Genomic DNA, 15,635 nt, shown 5'->3' on the forward strand with positions numbered 1-15,635 from the left:
GTGCGAGGTGGTCGTGCGGCGGGCCGTCCGGCCCGCGACGGCCCGAACGTCAGCGCCGGTGGCGGCCGTGCGGGTCCGCGTCCGCGCTGTCGTCGTTGGCGGTGGTGCCCCGGTGCCGGCCGTGAGCCACGCCGTCGGCGCTCTCGTCGGCGCCGGGCGCGCGGTGGTCGTGCTCGGTGGTGTCGTCGATGGACTCGGACATCTGGTCAGTCTTCTCCGTGCGAATGGGCGGTCTCTGCGAAAAGGTGCACCGGTACGCCTCGGCGCACCGGTGTGCCAGGGACCCGGACAGCAGGAAGCAGGCCGCCATCGTGGTCGGCCCGCGCGGGGCCACGATAACGGCCGGATCGAATCGGAGCCTACCCAAACCATGCGCGTCGCGCCCCGAAACCCGCACCCGGCGGTGCTGTCGTCAAGTGGCCGACGGCAACGATCCGTTCGGCGATCGACCTGAATGTCCGGGATGCCCGTTCGCCACCATCGGACACGCCCCCGTCCGTCCACCGCAGGCCTGCCCGGTCGACCAGGCCCAGGCCCAGTGCGACCCAGCCCGTCGCCGCGGCGACCGCACCGACGGGCAGTCCATCGGCCGCCACCAGCCGGCCGGTCGTGCCCAGTACCGTCAGTTCCACCGTCGTGAGGAGCAGCGCCGTCCGGCCATGGCGTCCGAAGACGTGCAGACGCCGCGGGGCTGCGACGCGGGTTTGAAGACAGCCCCTAGCACCGCGCCCGCCGAGGCGGCCGGTGCCGTTGCCTTACGCAGCAAGGAAGTTCGTGGATCCGCCGGACCGGCCGCCCGGGCCAGTGTCGACGCGGCCGCCCCGAGCACCAGCAGGGCCGCCAGTCCGGCGATCGCCCGACCCGTGGGGCGCCCCGCCACCAGGGTGTCCAGGACCACACCTGCCGACCCGGGCAGAGCCAGTGCCGTCGCCGCCTCCAGCGGTACCGACACCGTCAGCGCGACCGACCACCAGCCTCGCACGAGTCAACTCCGGGCAGATGTGAGGGAACCAGGACGGGTGGGCGGGGCGGCCGAGGGCCGTGCCCGCCCCCGCGAACGGGAGCGGACACGACCCGGGCCGGGCGCCTGGGCGTCAGGCGATGGTGAAGAGCAGGCAGGTCACCGCCAGGCAGGTCAGCTGGCACCCGTCGCCGTGGCCGCCCAGCTCGACCGACTCCACCTCCGGCAGCTCCTGCAGGGCGGCGAGGTCGGTCTCGAACGCGGTCATGTTCTCCATGGTGTTTCCTCCCCTATCTGTTTCGTCGGGCACGGACGTGTCCGACGACCGCGACGGGAAATCCCGTCGCAGGTCCGGCCCCGCCGATCGCGCTCCGGGCCGCAGCCGGGCAGGCCGGCGGGCTCCCGCGCGCGGCGGGAAATCTTCTGCTGAACAGGCGGGTCAGGCGGGTCTGCCGGTGCGCAGGAACCTCGCGAGCAGTTCGTGCAGCACGGCCGCGCCCTCCTCGGCGAGCACCTCGTGCCCCGCGCCCGCCGCCTCCACGTAGCGGAAGTCGGCGCCCTCGGCCCGGCCGAGCCGCAGCAACTCGTGCCGCAGCAGCCGGGACTGACCGACCGGCACCACCTCGTCGCGGTCCCCGTGCACCACCAGCAGCGGGGTGCGCAGCCGGTGCGCGAGGAGCAGGACGTCGCGCGGGCCCCGGGCGTCGTCGATCGGCAGGTCGCCGCCGAGCCGGGTGGTGAGCGCCCGGACGGGGGGCGAGGCCTCCGCGAGCAGGCGGGCGCCGGACAGGAACGGTGCCACCACCGCGCACCGCGACACCGTCCCCGCCGGGGCGTGCGCCGCCGCGAGCAGCGCCAGGAACGCGCCGTAGCTGACACCGAACAGGGCCGGCGGCTCCAGACCCAGCGCAGCCCGTTGCCCGGCCACGCCCTCCAGCAGCGCCAGTACGTCGTCCAGGTCGGGGCCGCCCCACGCGCCGCGGATCGCCATCGCGAACTCCGTGCCGTAGCCCGTCGAACCGCGCTGGTTCGGGGCGAGCACGGCCAGGCCCTGCGCCGTCATCCGCTGGAGCGCCGGGTCGAACTCCAGCCGCCAGGCGTCCGCCGGGCCGCCGTGCAGCGCCAGCACCAGGTGCGGGGCGGACAGCCAGTGCTCGCCGCCGTACACCACCGCCTCGACCGGCCCCGCCGGGCCGGCCAGCTCCACGCACCGCGCCGACTGCCACCGGCTGCCGTCCCCGGGCCCGGCCGAGCCGTCCAGCCGCCAGCCGTCCGGCCGTGCCGTGCCCGGCAGCAGCGCGTCCACGTCCAGGGTGGCGAGCGCGGCCGGGCGGTCCGGCGCCGAGTACGGCATCCGCAGGCCCGCCGGCGACCAGTGCCCGACCGCGCCGAGCCGCCCCGGCGGCACCGCCAGCGGGTCGAGCCGCCCGCTGCCCGGCTGCCACAGCACCAGCGAGGACGCCGCGCCGTGATCGACCTGGAGCACCACCCGGGGCTCCGCGCCCGGCGCGGGCGGGGCGAGCGCGATCGGCCGCAGCAGTCGGCCCGGCTGGTGCAGGCAGTCGGGGAAGCGCACCGGCTCGGCACCGCCGATCAGCGCCCAGCCCAGCCGGTCCGCGCCCGGCGCGTCGCTGCGCAGCATCCCGAAGCCCGTCGCCGGGTCGAACAGCACCAGCCGGTCGTTGCTGGTCCCGCCGAGCTCCAACAGTGGTGTGGTGGAGCCGAGTTGGAGATCCAGTACGACGGTCTTGACCATCCCGTCGGCCACCCGGTCGAGCGCCAGCAGCCGGCCGGTCGCGTCCAGCCACACCCCGCCGCCGTGCAGCCCCGGCAGCTCGGCCACCTCGCGGGGCGCCGAACCGTCCGCCGCCAGTAGCCACACCGTGGTCACCGGGCGGGTGTCGGTGCCGAGCAGCACCGCGACCGGTGCGCCCGCCGCCCCGGCCGGGCCGGGCATCGCCAGCATCCGCAGACCCGGCAACCGCATGGCGGCCAGCGGGAGTTCGGGCTCCCTGGGCGACAGCAGCACCAGCGCGTGCCGGTCGCCGTCGTGCCGGCACACCAGCACCCGCCCGTCCGGCAGCGCGGCCAGCTGCGAGTGCAGGCTCTCCGCCCGCCCCGCCGACAGCACCACCGGCGCCGCCTCGCCGTACTCCGGCAGCCGCCAACTCTCCACCTGCCAGGCGCCGTCGGCCCCGGCCGCCAGGCAGGCCGCGTGCGAGCCGTTCCCGGCGAAGGTGAAACTCAGTCGCCGCAACGCCTGCGGCGCGGTGCGCACAGTCGCCGTGCTCATCGGGGACCTCCTGCCGAACGGTGGCGCAACGGTCGGGTGGTGGGCGGGAGTTGACGGCCCGGACAGCGTCGGGGCAGGGCGAGCCGCGGCTCGGCGCACTTCTTCATTGCCGCCCTCCCGTCGCGGTCCCGCTCAACTCCGGTGTGTCGAGTTGAGGTGGCGTCAAAGTGCCTGCTCGGTACGGCTCCGGGTCGGACCACAGGCGCGGTCCCGGGTGGCGCAGGCGGAGCAGGAAGGCGAGCGGGCCGGTGGTGCCGGTGCCGTACGCGGGGGTGCAGCCGGTGCCGGTCTCGTCGGGGAGGACCAGCAGGCCGTCGCGGAGTGCGGCGCGGGCGGCGATCAGCCGGGCGAGCTCGTGGGCGCCGTGCCGGAAGCGGCTCTCGCCGGTGGCCCGGGCCAGGTCGAGCAGGTACTCGCCGTTGCCGGCCAGGCCGTGGCAGGCGGAGACCCCGCTGTGCCAGCGGCCGTCCAGGACGGCCCGGCCGGCGGCCCGCGCCAGTCGGCGGGCCCGGTCGTCGCCGGTGGCCTGCCAGAACCGGATCAGGAAGGTGCCGACGCCGGAGGAGCCGCTGCACCAGTGCGCCAGCCGGACGTGCGCCGGGTCGCCGTGGCTCTGCGGCCACCACGCGGCCTCGCCGTCCCACCGCGCGGTGGCTTCCAGGGTCTGTACGGCCAGCTCCGCGCCGGCCATCAACTCCCGTGCGGAGTCCGACAGTTCGGGGTCGGCGCTCAGCCGTTCGGCGCAGGCCAGCAGGAAGGCGCCCACGCCGGCCACCCCGTGGGCGTGGCCGAGGTGCACCGCCCCGGCGAGCGCCGAGTCGAAGTCGGCGGGCACCGGCCAGACCGTCCCGTACGGTTCGGCGCGGGCGGCGGCCAGCAGGGTGCGGGCGCAGTGCGCGGCGCGGTCGAGGAACTGGCGTGCCCCGGTGGCGCGGTGGGCGCGCAGCTGGAGGAACCCGGCCCCGGCGGCGCCGTGGCAGATGTCCGGGTTGGGCCAGACCAGCGGGACCTTCATCGCCATCGCGGCGGCCCGTTCGGCGAGGCCGGGGTGGTCGAGGGCGTCGGCGGCGTCGAACAGCGCCCAGGCGGCGCCGGAGCGGCCGAAGTGCAGGCCGGGCAGCACCACGGGTTCGGCGGCGCAGCGCCGTTCGATCCACTCGGCGGCCGCCCGGGCGGTGGCCCGGGCCTGTTCGCGGACGGGTTCCGGCAGCGGCGCGAGGCTCGCCCGGGCCAGCACGGCGAGCACACCGGCGGCGCCGTGCTGCACGTTGCACGGGTCGGTGAGCTGCCCGGAGGTGACGGCCGGCCACAGCCGGTCGCGCCGCTCCGGGGTGGCGGTGGCCGCCAGGTGACGCAGACCGTCGTGCAGCAGCCGGTCCAGCGGTGGCGGGGTGGCCGGGCCGACCGGGCCCGGGACGTGGGCCTGCCCGGTGGGCGCGGTGAGTTCCTTCCGGACCCGGGCCAGGCTCCACCGCCGCTCGGGCTCCTCGGCGCGCAGCCCGAGCACCAGCGGTGCCAGCCGGCGTGCGGTGAGGCCCTCGCGGGCGGCCGGTGCCAGCCAGCGGCCGAGGCGTTCGGCGACGGGGCGGGCGAGCGGCCGGTCGTCCGGCAGCAGCGGGTCGTGGCCGGTGGCGAGCAGGAAGTAGAGGCCGCCGAGCGCGTACAGGTCGGCGCGGGGGTCGGCCAGGTCGGTGCGCTGCGGGCCGGCGTGCTCGGGGGCGCGGTACCCGGGGGTGCCGGCGGTGCCGGCCAGTGTCCCCGGGGGGACGGCGAGTTCGAGGTCGACCAGGCGGACGGTGCCGTCCGGCCGGACCAGCACGTTGCCGGGGGAGAGGTCGCGCAGCACCAGCCCCTGCTCGTGGACGCGCTCCACCAGGTCGAGCAGTGCCAGCGCCAGCGGTCCGGCCTCGGCCCACGGGACGTCGGGGGCGCCGTCGCGCCGCAGCCGGGCCGCCGCCCAGCTGCCGAGCGCCTGGCCGGGGATGCGCTCCTGGACCAGGAACAGTGAGTCCTGCTGCTCGACCAGGGCGTGCATCCGCGGCGTCAACCCGGTGTCGGCCAGTCGGCCGAGCAGTTCGGCCTCGTTCCGCAGTGCCGTGCGGGCGTCGGTGCCGGCCCGGTCGACCTCGATGTGGGCGCGGGCCTGCTTGACCACCACCTCGGCGCCGGTGGCCGGGTCGGTGCCCAGGAACACGCCGCCCTTGGCGCTGTGCCGCAGCGCGGCGGTGAGCGCCCAGCGGCCGTCCAACAGCACGCCGGCCCGGCGCCCGCCCGTCCTCGCCCCCGTGTCGGTGGTCGATCCCGCCCCCTCGACGGGGTCGACCACCCATGGCGGGCAGCGGTAGGACGCGGTGCGGACGTCCTCGACCGACTCGCCGTCCGGGCCGCGCAGCATCGAGCGGTACGCGCCGTCGTTGCCGAGCAGCGCGCGGCCTGCGAAGCCGCCGTAGCGGTAGTGCACCAGGCTGCCGGGGCGGTACGGGCGGTCGGAGAGAATCGCCGGTCCGGGCATTCCCTCGGTGGCCCGGTGGAGTTCCTCGGCGAGCCGGCGGAATTGTTCGTCGCCGTCCGGATAGGCGGTGATGAATTTCCCGGCCGAAGCCCGGTCGCTGTTGCGGGAATTGATTTCGTGCAGGCGTTCCCGGTCGGCGGTGAACTTGAAGGCGCAAGGGTCTTCGGCGATCACCGCGGCGACCGCGGCCAGCACCTCGGCCCCGACCGGGGAGGCGGCGGCGACGTGCAGCTTCCAGCCCTGTTCGGGCAGTTCGCGGCCGGGCGGCCGGACCGTGCACCAGAAGCCCTCGACCGCGATCGTCCAGTCGCCGTCTCCGCCCCGGGCCCGGCTGCCGGCCACGGCCGCCCGCGCCACCTCCACCAACGTGCCGTCCGCCCCCGGCTCGTCGTCGACCGGTACCGGCCCCCCTGTCCTGCGCAGCGGTGTGCCCGCCCCCATCTGCTTCACACCCCTTCGTGGTGGACTCGACCGATCGCGGTCTGCGGAAGTTCACGAGAGGCTCGCCCGCGCCGGTCGAATTCCGCCGGGAATTTCGGCCGGTCGCCTTTTTCGACCCCCCGGTCGAGGCAACTCTCGTTCGCAGGACTGAAGTTACTTTCGGGGAGGGGGTGACTCAACACCGGACGAGTCACTTCACTCTTAAGGGTGATCGGGATTCGTTTTCGAATACGTTCGCCCTGACGGGTCTGGGCAGGGCGTTCCGCGTGCCCACCGGCCCGCCGGCGCTGCCGACCGCCCGGAAGTGCCCGTTCGGACGCCCGCCTACCGCTTGCCATCGTGTTGACGCTCAGGTGTGCGAGTCGTCCGCAGGGTGGGTGGTGGACGGGCCCGGCCGGGCGGGGCCGTGGCACGCGGTAGTCTCGACAGGTGCCGAAACTGTCCGACGTCATCGCCGTGCTCGAAGAGATCTACCCCCCGCAGTGGGCGGAGTCCTGGGACGCGGTGGGCCTGGTCTGCGGCGATCCCGAGGCCGAGGTGGGCCGGGTGCTGTTCGCCGTCGACCCCGTGCAGGCCGTGGTGGACGAGGCCGTCGAGTGGGGCGCCGACCTGCTGATCACCCACCACCCGCTCTACCTGCGCGGCACCACCACGGTCGCCGCGACCGGCTTCAAGGGCCGGGTGGTGCACACCCTGATCAAGCACGACATCGCGCTGCACGTCGCGCACACCAACGCCGACCATGCCGACCCGGGCGTCTCCGACGCCCTCGCCGAGGCCGTCGGACTGAAGGTCACCGGCCCGCTGGTGGCCGACCCGACCGACCCGGCGGGACGCCGCGGCAGCGGCCGGATCGGCGAACTCCCGCAGCCGATGACGCTGAGCGCGTTCGCCGCCCAGGTCGCCGCCGGACTGCCCGCCACCGCGGCGGGCGTCCGGGCCGCCGGCGACCCGGAGCAGCAGGTGCGCCGGGTCGCGGTCTGCGGCGGCTCCGGCGACTCCTTCCTCGCCGAGGCCCGCAAGGCCGGCGTGGACGCCTACCTCACCGCCGACCTGCGCCACCACCCCGCGTCCGAGGCCACCGAGGCGGCACCCGTCGCCTTGGTCGACGCCGCACACTGGGCCACCGAGTGGCCCTGGCTCACCCTCGCCGCCCGCGAGCTCACCAGCCGTGCCACCGACCGCGGTTGGCCACTGGAGACCCGCATCTCCACCCGGGTCACCGACCCGTGGACGGCGCACGCGCCGATGCCGTACGCCCCCTGACACCCGTCGAACCCACACACAGGAGCCATCCCGCGTGAACGCCGCGCCCGCCGACCAGATCCGCCTGCTCGACCTGCAGGCCATCGACTCCCGTCTCGACCAGCTGGCCCACCGGCGCCGCACCCTGCCCGAGCACGTCGAGATCGACAAGGCCACCGCCGACCACACCGCCCTCAAGGACCTGGTGGTCGCCGCCCAGGCCCAGCTCGGCGACACCACCCGCGAGCAGACCAAGGCCGAGGCGGACGTCGAGCAGGTCCGTGCCCGGTCCGCCCGCAACCAGCAGCGGATGGACTCCGGCGCGGTCACCTCGCCGAAGGACCTGGAGAACCTCCAGCACGAGAACGCCTCGCTGGCCAAGCGCCAGGGCGACCTGGAGGACATCGTGCTGGAGGTGATGGAGCGCCTGGAGTCCGCGCAGACCCGGGTCACCGAGCTCACCGCCCGCCTGGAGCACTCCGCCGTCGTGGTCGCCGAGGCCGAGGGCCGCCGCGACGCCAAGTTCGCCGAGATCGACGGCGAGGTCGAGAAGGTCCGCCGCGACCGCGAGGCCGTCGCCAACGTCATCCCCGCCGACCTGATGAAGGCCTACCTGCGCCTGCGCGAGCAGCAGGGCGGCGTCGGCGCGGCCCGCCTGTACCAGCGCCGCTGCGAGGGCTGCCGCACCGAGTTCTCCATCACCGAGTTCAACGCGATCAAGGCCGAGCCGGCCGACAAGGTGCTGCGCTGCGAGAACTGCGGCCGGATCCTGGTCCGCACCGGCGAGTCGGGCGTCTGACCCCGGTGGCCGGAGCCCGGTTCATCGTTCAGGCCGACGGCGGCTCCCGGGGCAACCCGGGGCCGGCCGGCTACGGCGCGGTGGTCCTCGACGCCCGCACCGGCGAGATCCTGGCCGAGGCCGCCGAGTTCATCGGACGGGCGACCAACAACGTCGCCGAGTACAAGGGCCTGATCGCCGGGCTGAAGGCCGCCCGCGCACTCGACCCGGACGCCCGGATCCTGGTCGAGATGGACTCCAAGCTGGTCGTCGAGCAGATGTCCGGCCGCTGGAAGATCAAGCACCCCGACATGCAGCCGCTCGCCGCCGAGGCCCGCGGCGTCGCCGGGCGCGGCAACGTCGAGTACACCTGGATCCCGCGGGAGAAGAACAAGGAGGCCGACCGGCTCGCCAACGAGGCGATGGACGCCGGGAAGCACGGCCGCCAGTGGGAGCCCAAGGCCCGGGCCGCCGCCGCCCCCGTGGTGGACGAGCCGCTGCCCGCCGCACCCGCACCCCGGGCCGGCTGGGCCGCGCCCGCCGACCTCGGCGCCCCCACCACGCTGGTGTTCCTCCGGCACGGCGAGACCCCGCTCACCCCGCTCCGGCAGTTCTCCGGCAGCACCGGCAGCGACCCCGGCCTCTCCGAGAAGGGCGTCTGGCAGGCCGAACGCACCGCCGAGGCGCTCGCCGCCCGCGGCACCGTGCAGGCCGTGGTCTGCTCGCCGATGCTGCGCACCCGGCAGACCGCCGAGGCCGTCGCCCGCCGCCTCGGCCTGGACGTGCGGATCGAAGAGGGCCTGCGGGAGCTCGACTTCGGCGACTGGGAGGGCCTCACCTTCGCCGAGGTGATGGAACGCCACCCCGACGACCTGACCGCCTTCTTCGGATCCGCAAAGGCCAAGCCCACCGGCAGCGCCGAATCGCTCACCACGCTCGCCCACCGGGCCGGGCAGGCCCGCGACAAGATCCTCGCCCGCTACCCGGGCAAGACCGTCCTGGTGGTCTCGCACGTCAGCCCGATCAAGACCCTGGTCCGGCTCGCCCTCGGCGCCCCGCCGGACGCCGTGCACCGGATGGAACTCTCCGCGGCCTCGCTGTGCGCCGTCCAGTACTACAGCGACGGCAACGCCTCGCTGCGGCTGCTCAACGACACCTCGCACCTGCGCTGACGTCGTCGTGGTGGCGGACGGTCAGTGCACGTCCGTCACCACGACGTCCAGCTGCCACGGCTTGCGGCCCGTGCCGCGCGCCGCGACCTCCACCCGGTAACCCAGCTGCGCCAGCGCGTCCACCAACTCGCCCGGCGAGGACGGCTCCAGGCCCGCGGCCAGCAGGTCGCGCACCAGACGGCCCTTGGTCGCCTTGTTGAAGTGGCTGACCACGGAACGCTTCAGCACCCCGTCCACCTCGCGCTCCTGCAGCACCCGCACCGTCACCGTCCGGCCCGCCACCTCACCCGCCGGCTTCCACGCCGCCGCGTACGCCGAACTGCGCAGGTCCAGCACCAGCCCGGCCGCGGCCTCCTCCGGCAGGACGCTGTCCATCGCCGTCCGCCAGTACGGGCCGAGCGCGCCCAGCGGCGGCAGCTTCACACCCATCGCGCAGCGGTACGGCGGGATCCGGTCGCCGATCCGCACCGCGCCCCACAGGCCGGAGAACACCAGCAGCGAACGCTCCGCCAGCTCGTACGCCCGCTCGTCCAGCTTCGCCAGGCCCAGGTTGTCGAACAGCACCCCGGTGTACACCTCGCCGGCCGGCCGCGCCCCCGCCGTCAACAGCCCCGCGTTCTTGGCCACCTCCCCGCGCAGGCCCTTGCTCAGCCCCAACACCTCGGCCGCCCGCTCCTCGTCCCCCGCACACAGCTCCACCAGCGCCGCCAGCGCCTTCTCCCGCGCCCCGGTCAGCCCCACCAACGAGAGCCCCGCCACCTCCACCGGCACACCCGCCTCCGGCGCGGCCTTCCCCTCCGACGGCGGCAGCAGAACCAGCACGGCAACACCCTTCAACGACCCACAACAGACCCGGTCAACCCTAACGACCAGCGGGTCCGCACCCCGAATCCGCGACCGTCCGCACTGCGGTGCGGTGTGGTTTCCGCCGTGCTCCGGCGAACTACCGCCCGCGGGCGGCGACCACCGCCGCGCCCGTGCCGAGGGCCAGGCAGAGCGGGGCGTAGACGCGGCGGTCCAGGCGGACGAAGTCCGGGGTGCGGCGGGCGAAGGCGAACGGGCCAGCCAGGGCGCGGGTCAGCAGGGCGCCGGCGACGCCCGCCGCACCGGCGGTGCGCAGGCGGCGCGGGCCGAGCGGGGGCAGCACTCCGCCGCGGGCGGCGACCAGGTAGGCGCCGGTGCCGAGCAGTCCGGCCACGGCCAGGCAGGCTCCGGCGGAGGGGAGTCGGTCGGGGGCGACGCCGACCACCAGGTCGGCGAACTGCTCGCGGTCCCGGCACGGCCACGGCGAACGGGACCACACCGCGTGCAGCGCGCCGACGGCGGCCAGCGTGCCCGCGACGGCGGTCGCCGTGGCCCGCACCCCGCGCCCGCCTCCGGTCGCGTCCGTCCCGTCCCCGCAGCACCGGCACTCCGAACCCGGCGCCACCCACTGCCGTTTGTCCGTCCGAGCTGTCACGGCCCCGCCCCTTCCCACGGCCAATCCCCGTGCACCGCCGCCGGTTTCACGGCCGGTCCGGGTGCACCAACCACGCTACTGCGCCTTACGCTGCGACCATGCCGCGCCGAAAGCTCAGCGTCCGGGCCGCCCAGACCGCCAGGATCAACACCGAACTCGCCGACCTCAGAAGCCTTCTGGAGATCCGCACCGACTGGCCGCCGGAAGTCCTCGCGGAGGCCGAGCGGGCTGCCTCGCTGCCCCGACTGCCCGAGTTCGACGCCACCGACCTCGACCTGTTCACCCTCGACCCGCCGGGCTCCCGCGACCTCGACCAGGCCATCCACCTGGCCCGCCGCGGCGGCGGCTACCGGGTGCACTACGCGATCGCGGACGTCGCGTCCTACGTCTCGCCGGGCGGCGCGATCGACACCGAGGCCGGCCGGCGCGTCCAGACGCTGTACTTCCCGGACGGCAACGTGCCGCTGCACCCGGCCCGGCTCTCCGAGGGCGCGGCCAGCCTGCTGCCGGGCGAACTGCGGCCCGCCCTGCTCTGGCAGCTCGACCTGGACGCCGACGGAGCGCTGCTGCTGGCCGACGTGCGCCGGGCCCGGGTCCGCTCACGACGGCGGCTGGACTACGCCACCGTCCAGGGCCGGATCGACGCCGGCGGCGCGGACGAGCAGCTCACCCTGCTCGCCGAGATCGGCCGGCTCCGCGAGGCGCAGGAAGAGGCCCGCGGCGGGGTCAGCCTGCCGATCCCCGAGCAGGAGGTGGAGGCCGTCAACGGCGGCTACCGGCTCCGCTACCGGGCGCCCCGGCCCGCCGACGGCTGGAACGCCCAGCTCTCGCTGCTCACCGGCATGGCCGCCGCCGAGCTGATGCTGGACGCCGAGATCGGCCTGCTGCGCACCCTGCCCACCGCCCCCGAGTCCGCCTTCGAGCGGCTGCGCCGGGTCGCCGCCGCACTCGAGGTGCCCTGGCCGGACGGGCTGCCCTACCCGCAGCTGATCCGCTCCCTCGACCCGGCCCGCACCGCCGACGCCGCGTTCCTGAACGAGTGCACCGGCCTGCTGCGCGGCGCGGGCTACCACGCGTTCGACACCGCCCGCGGCACCGTCCCGCCCGCCGACCCCGGGCATGCCGCGCTGGCCGCCCCCTACGCCCACTGCACCGCGCCGCTGCGCCGCCTCGGCGACCGGTACGCGCTGGAGGTCTGCCTCGCGGTGGCCGGCGGCACCGATGTCCCGGGCTGGGTGCGGGACGCCCTGCCGCTGGTGCCCGCGCGGATGAGCAGCGGCGACCGCCGCGCGCACGCGGTGGAGCGCGCCTGCGTGGACCTGGTGGAGGCGGAGCTGCTGCGCGGCCGGGTGGGCGAGGACTTCCGGGCGGTGGTGATCGACGTGGACGAGCGCCGGCCGGGCACCGGCACGGTGCAGCTGCGCCGTCCCGCGGTGGTCGCCAAGTGCGACGCGGCCGACCGGCTGCCGCTGGGCCGCCGGGTGACCGTCCGGCTCACCCTGGCCGACCCGGTCGCCCGGGCTGTCCGGTTCGCGCTGGTGCCCGACGCACAAGGGCCTTCGGGGGCTGCCGAGGCCGGTGCGATGATCGGGGAATGAGCCGACCGAGCACTGCTCCCGACCGCCGCCGCCGGCTGATCGTCCTGGCCATCTGCTGTCTGAGCCTGTTCATCGTCGGCCTGGACAACACCGTGGTGAACATCGCGCTGCCCGCCATCCAGCGCGACCTGGGCGCGCCCGCGTCCGGCCTGCAGTGGGTGATCGACGCCTACACGCTGGTGCTGGCCTCGCTGCTGATGCTGTCCGGGTCGATCGCGGACCGGATCGGCCGCCGCCGGGTGTTCCGGACGGGGCTGCTGCTGTTCGTGCTCGGCTCGCTGCTGTGCAGCCTGGCGCCGGGCCTGGGCTGGCTGATCGCGTTCCGGGCGGTGCAGGCGGTCGGCGGGTCGATGCTCAACCCGGTGGCGATGTCGATCATCACCAACATCTTCACCGACCGGAAGGAGCGGGCGCAGGCGATCGGCGTGTGGGGCGGCGTGGTCGGCATCAGCATGGCGCTCGGTCCGCTGATCGGCGGGTTCCTGGTGGACAGCGCGGGCTGGCCGTCGATCTTCCTGATCAACATCCCGGTCGGGCTGGCGGCCTTCGTGCTGACGCACCGCTACGTCCCGGAGTCCCGGGCGCCGCGGGCCCGCCGGCTGGACCCGGTCGGCCAGCTGCTGATGGTGCTGATGCTGGGCTGCGGCACCGCCGCGATCATCGAGGGGCCGGGCCACGGCTGGACCTCGCCGGGCATCCTGGCGCTGGCCGGGGTGGCGCTCGCCGCGCTGCTGGTGTTCCCGTTCTGGGAGCGACGGGTGCCTGAGCCGCTGATCGACCCGCGGTTCTTCCGCAGCGCCCCCTTCGCCGGGGCCACCGTCACGGCGGTGTGCGCGTTCGCGGCGCTCGCGGGCTTCCTGTTCCTGAACACCCTGTACCTGCAGAACGTGCGGCACTACACCCCGGTGGTGGCCGGCCTGTGGACGCTGCCGATGGCCGGGCTGACGCTGCTGACCGCCCCGCTGTCCGGCCGGATCGTCGGCAGCCGCGGCCCGCGCCTGCCGCTGCTGGTGGCGGGTGCGGCGATCGCCGCCAGCGGGGTGCTGCTGACCGGGCTGACGGCCGACTCCTCGGCCCTCCTGCTGCTGCCCGCGTACGCGCTGTTCGGGCTGGGCTTCGGCATGGTGAACGCGCCGATCACCAACTCGGCGGTCTCCGGCATGCCGCTGGCCCAGGCCGGGGTGGCCGCCGCCGTGGCCTCCACCAGCCGGCAGGTCGGCCAGTCGCTGGGCGTCGCGGTGATCGGCTCGGTGGTGGCCGGCGCGGTCGCCTCGGCCGGGAGCTTCACGCTCGCCACCCACGCCGGCTGGTGGATCGTGGCCGGCCTGGGCCTGACCGTCTTCGTCCTCGGCCTGGTCACCACCACCCCGTGGGCGGCCGGCACGGCGGCCCGGGTGGCGGCCCGCTTCGACCGCCAGGTCCCGGGCGGGGTACGGGGAGCCTCCGTGGAGCGGCTACCATGACCCTTACGGCGGACGAGCCGGCCGGGCGGTCGCGTCGGGTCCCTTCTGGGGGCCCGCCGAGGAACGTCCGGGCTCCACAGAGCAGGGTGGTGGGTAACGCCCACCCGGGGTGACCCGCGGGACAGTGCCACAGAAAGTAGACCGCCCACCGCTTCGGCGGTGGGTAAGGGTGAAACGGTGGTGTAAGAGACCACCAGCGACCGAGGTGACTCGGCCGGCTCGGTAAACCCCACTCGGAGCAAGGTCAAGATCGACACCCTCGGGTGTCGTGCGCGGGTGTTCGAGGGCTGCTCGCCCGAGCTCGCGGGTAGACCGCACGAGGCTGTCGGCAACGGCAGCCCTAGATGGATGGCCGCCTCCCCGGGCCGCGCAAGCACCCCGGGAGACAGAACCCGGCGTACAGGCCGACTCGTCCGCCGCCTTCGGGTTCTCCGCCGCACGCCGAATGCGTGCCCGCGTGATCGTGTGCCAACTCTCCGTGTTTTCGCCATCGGCTTTCCGGAATGGGCAAAGCGCTGTCCGAATGTCGATTCGTCGGCGTACCGCCAATTCGCTGTCGAGTTGTTTCGGCGCGGACATTTCAACCTCGGACACGGCGAAGGGGCGGTCACCTTTCGGTGACCGCCCCTCACTTGCTACCGGACCGCCTCAGGCCCAGCGGGCCCGCGGGTAGGTCAGGCCTTGCCCCAGGTGTTGGTGGACCACAGCGCGCTACCGTTGGTCGGGGTGCTGCCCGCGCGGTAGGTGACCATGTTGCCGTCCGACTGGATCCGGGTCCACGCGCCCGGGTTGTCCCAGGTGCCGTTGGTCCAGTACGCGGCCTTGTCGTCGGCCACGCCGAAGACGCCGCTGGGGTCCTGGACCGTGAGCGCGCCCGGGTGCCCCTGGGTGTTGGCCGCCCAGATGACGCCGCCGTCCTTCTTGCGGTAGAGCACCAGGTTGCCGTCAGCCTGCTGGATCAGGATGGTGGTGCTGGACTCCAGCCAGTTGTTCGCGAAGATCGCCTGGCCGTACTGCCCGGTGCCCTTCAGGTTGTCGGCCGGCGAGTCGACGTACTGGCCGTTCACGTAGTCCGGGAAGAAGCCGGCGTCGTTCCGCCAGTACGGGGTGCCGCCGTTCGAGTTGCCGACCAGCAGCTCGCCGCCGTCCAGGACGAACACGGCGTTCGTCTTGTTCCAGGTGCCGGTGGACCAGACGGCGCTCACGCCGTCCTGCTTGTAGATGACGAAGTTGCCGTCGGCCTGCATGACGGCGGAGGCGCCGTTGTTGCCCCAGGTCTTGCTGGACCACAGGACCTGGATCTGCTTGCCGTTGTCAGCGGTCAAGTACTGGACCAGGTTGCCGTCGGTCTGCATCGTCAGGGTGCTGTAGCCGACCTTCACGCTGTCGCCCGGCTTCAGGCTGTCGCCCGGGTTCAGCAGGGCGTAGGTCGGGGTGACGATGACGCCCTGCGGGGCGGCCTTGGCGGTCTTGGCCTGCGCGGCGACCTTCGGCATGGTGCGCGCGGTCGACGCGGTCTTCACGGCCTTGGTGCTGATCTTGCCCTTGGGCGCCGGAGCGGCGGAGGCCGCCGGAACCGCGACGGCCGTCATGGCACCGGCTGCGATCAGCAGCGCGGCGGCACGAGTGAACGTGCTCTTACGCATGGGTCCCCCCTCGAAGAGAAATGGCTGGAGCCCGTGATGAATCCAGCGGAGAATTCATACACCCAGC

Annotated in this window: 12 protein-coding genes and 1 other RNA gene; 6 read left to right on the forward strand and 7 right to left on the reverse strand. The window is 74.5% G+C overall.

What is annotated here, in order from left to right; all coding sequences use genetic code 11:
- Positions 1-49: 49 nt before the first annotated feature.
- From ACFYS8_RS22545 to lanL, 4 genes are all read right to left on the reverse strand, one after another.
- Positions 50-202 carry a hypothetical protein gene (locus ACFYS8_RS22545; RefSeq protein WP_387643360.1) on the reverse strand — a complete coding sequence of 51 codons (153 nt, stop codon included), beginning with the start codon at positions 200-202 and terminating at the stop codon, positions 50-52.
- Positions 203-1,094: 892 nt separating this feature from the next.
- Positions 1,095-1,238 (reverse strand): VenA family class IV lanthipeptide, encoded by a 144-nt coding sequence (locus ACFYS8_RS22550; RefSeq protein WP_387643362.1) that lies wholly within the window; start codon positions 1,236-1,238, stop codon positions 1,095-1,097.
- Between the two features lie 162 nt (positions 1,239-1,400).
- Positions 1,401-3,254 carry an alpha/beta hydrolase family protein gene (locus ACFYS8_RS22555; protein WP_387643364.1) on the reverse strand — a complete coding sequence of 618 codons (1,854 nt, stop codon included), beginning with the start codon at positions 3,252-3,254 and terminating at the stop codon, positions 1,401-1,403.
- 103 nt (positions 3,255-3,357) lie between these two features.
- A complete protein-coding gene (lanL, locus tag ACFYS8_RS22560) occupies positions 3,358-6,207 on the reverse strand; it encodes a class IV lanthionine synthetase LanL (protein ID WP_387643365.1) in 2,850 nt (949 codons plus the stop codon).
- 429 nt (positions 6,208-6,636) lie between these two features.
- Here lanL and ACFYS8_RS22565 point away from each other — a divergent pair, with 429 nt between their 5' ends.
- The 3 genes from ACFYS8_RS22565 to ACFYS8_RS22575 are packed head-to-tail and all read left to right on the forward strand — an operon-like array spanning position 6,637 to position 9,402.
- Positions 6,637-7,473, forward strand: a complete 837-nt coding sequence (locus ACFYS8_RS22565) for a Nif3-like dinuclear metal center hexameric protein (protein ID WP_387643367.1) — start codon at positions 6,637-6,639, stop codon at positions 7,471-7,473.
- Between the two features lie 34 nt (positions 7,474-7,507).
- A complete protein-coding gene (locus ACFYS8_RS22570) occupies positions 7,508-8,251 on the forward strand; it encodes a zinc ribbon domain-containing protein (protein ID WP_387643369.1) in 744 nt (247 codons plus the stop codon).
- 5 nt (positions 8,252-8,256) lie between these two features.
- Positions 8,257-9,402: a bifunctional RNase H/acid phosphatase gene (locus tag ACFYS8_RS22575; protein WP_387643370.1), complete on the forward strand. Its 1,146-nt coding sequence runs from the start codon at positions 8,257-8,259 to the stop codon at positions 9,400-9,402.
- A 21-nt stretch (positions 9,403-9,423) separates the two neighbouring features.
- Here the strand turns inward: ACFYS8_RS22575 and yaaA are convergent, their stop codons facing one another.
- Both yaaA and ACFYS8_RS22585 read right to left on the reverse strand, forming a co-directional pair.
- Positions 9,424-10,224: a peroxide stress protein YaaA gene (yaaA, locus tag ACFYS8_RS22580; protein ID WP_387643372.1), complete on the reverse strand. Its 801-nt coding sequence runs from the start codon at positions 10,222-10,224 to the stop codon at positions 9,424-9,426.
- Positions 10,225-10,345: 121 nt separating this feature from the next.
- Entirely contained in the window at positions 10,346-10,765 is a 420-nt protein-coding gene (locus ACFYS8_RS22585; protein ID WP_387643374.1) for a DUF3995 domain-containing protein, read from the reverse strand.
- A gap of 194 nt (positions 10,766-10,959) precedes the next feature.
- On the opposite strand from ACFYS8_RS22585, the gene ACFYS8_RS22590 reads away from it, so the two are divergent.
- The 3 genes from ACFYS8_RS22590 to rnpB all read left to right on the forward strand — a co-directional run bounded on the left by ACFYS8_RS22590 (position 10,960) and on the right by rnpB (position 14,338).
- Positions 10,960-12,459: an RNB domain-containing ribonuclease gene (locus tag ACFYS8_RS22590; RefSeq protein ID WP_387643376.1), complete on the forward strand. Its 1,500-nt coding sequence runs from the start codon at positions 10,960-10,962 to the stop codon at positions 12,457-12,459.
- On the forward strand, positions 12,456-13,922 hold the full coding sequence (locus ACFYS8_RS22595) for an MFS transporter (protein WP_387643378.1): 1,467 nt from the start codon (positions 12,456-12,458) through the stop codon (positions 13,920-13,922). Before ACFYS8_RS22590 ends, ACFYS8_RS22595 begins: the two co-directional genes overlap by 4 nt.
- A gap of 13 nt (positions 13,923-13,935) precedes the next feature.
- Positions 13,936-14,338: RNase P RNA component class A (rnpB, locus tag ACFYS8_RS22600), an RNA gene on the forward strand.
- Positions 14,339-14,596: 258 nt separating this feature from the next.
- On the opposite strand, the gene ACFYS8_RS22605 is transcribed toward rnpB, so the two are convergent.
- On the reverse strand, positions 14,597-15,568 hold the full coding sequence (locus tag ACFYS8_RS22605; RefSeq protein ID WP_387643380.1) for a hypothetical protein: 972 nt from the start codon (positions 15,566-15,568) through the stop codon (positions 14,597-14,599).
- Between the last annotated feature and the right edge of the window lie 67 nt (positions 15,569-15,635).

The sequence above is a fragment of the Kitasatospora sp. NPDC004615 genome (assembly GCF_042873545.1).
Taxonomy (GTDB): domain Bacteria; phylum Actinomycetota; class Actinomycetes; order Streptomycetales; family Streptomycetaceae; genus Kitasatospora.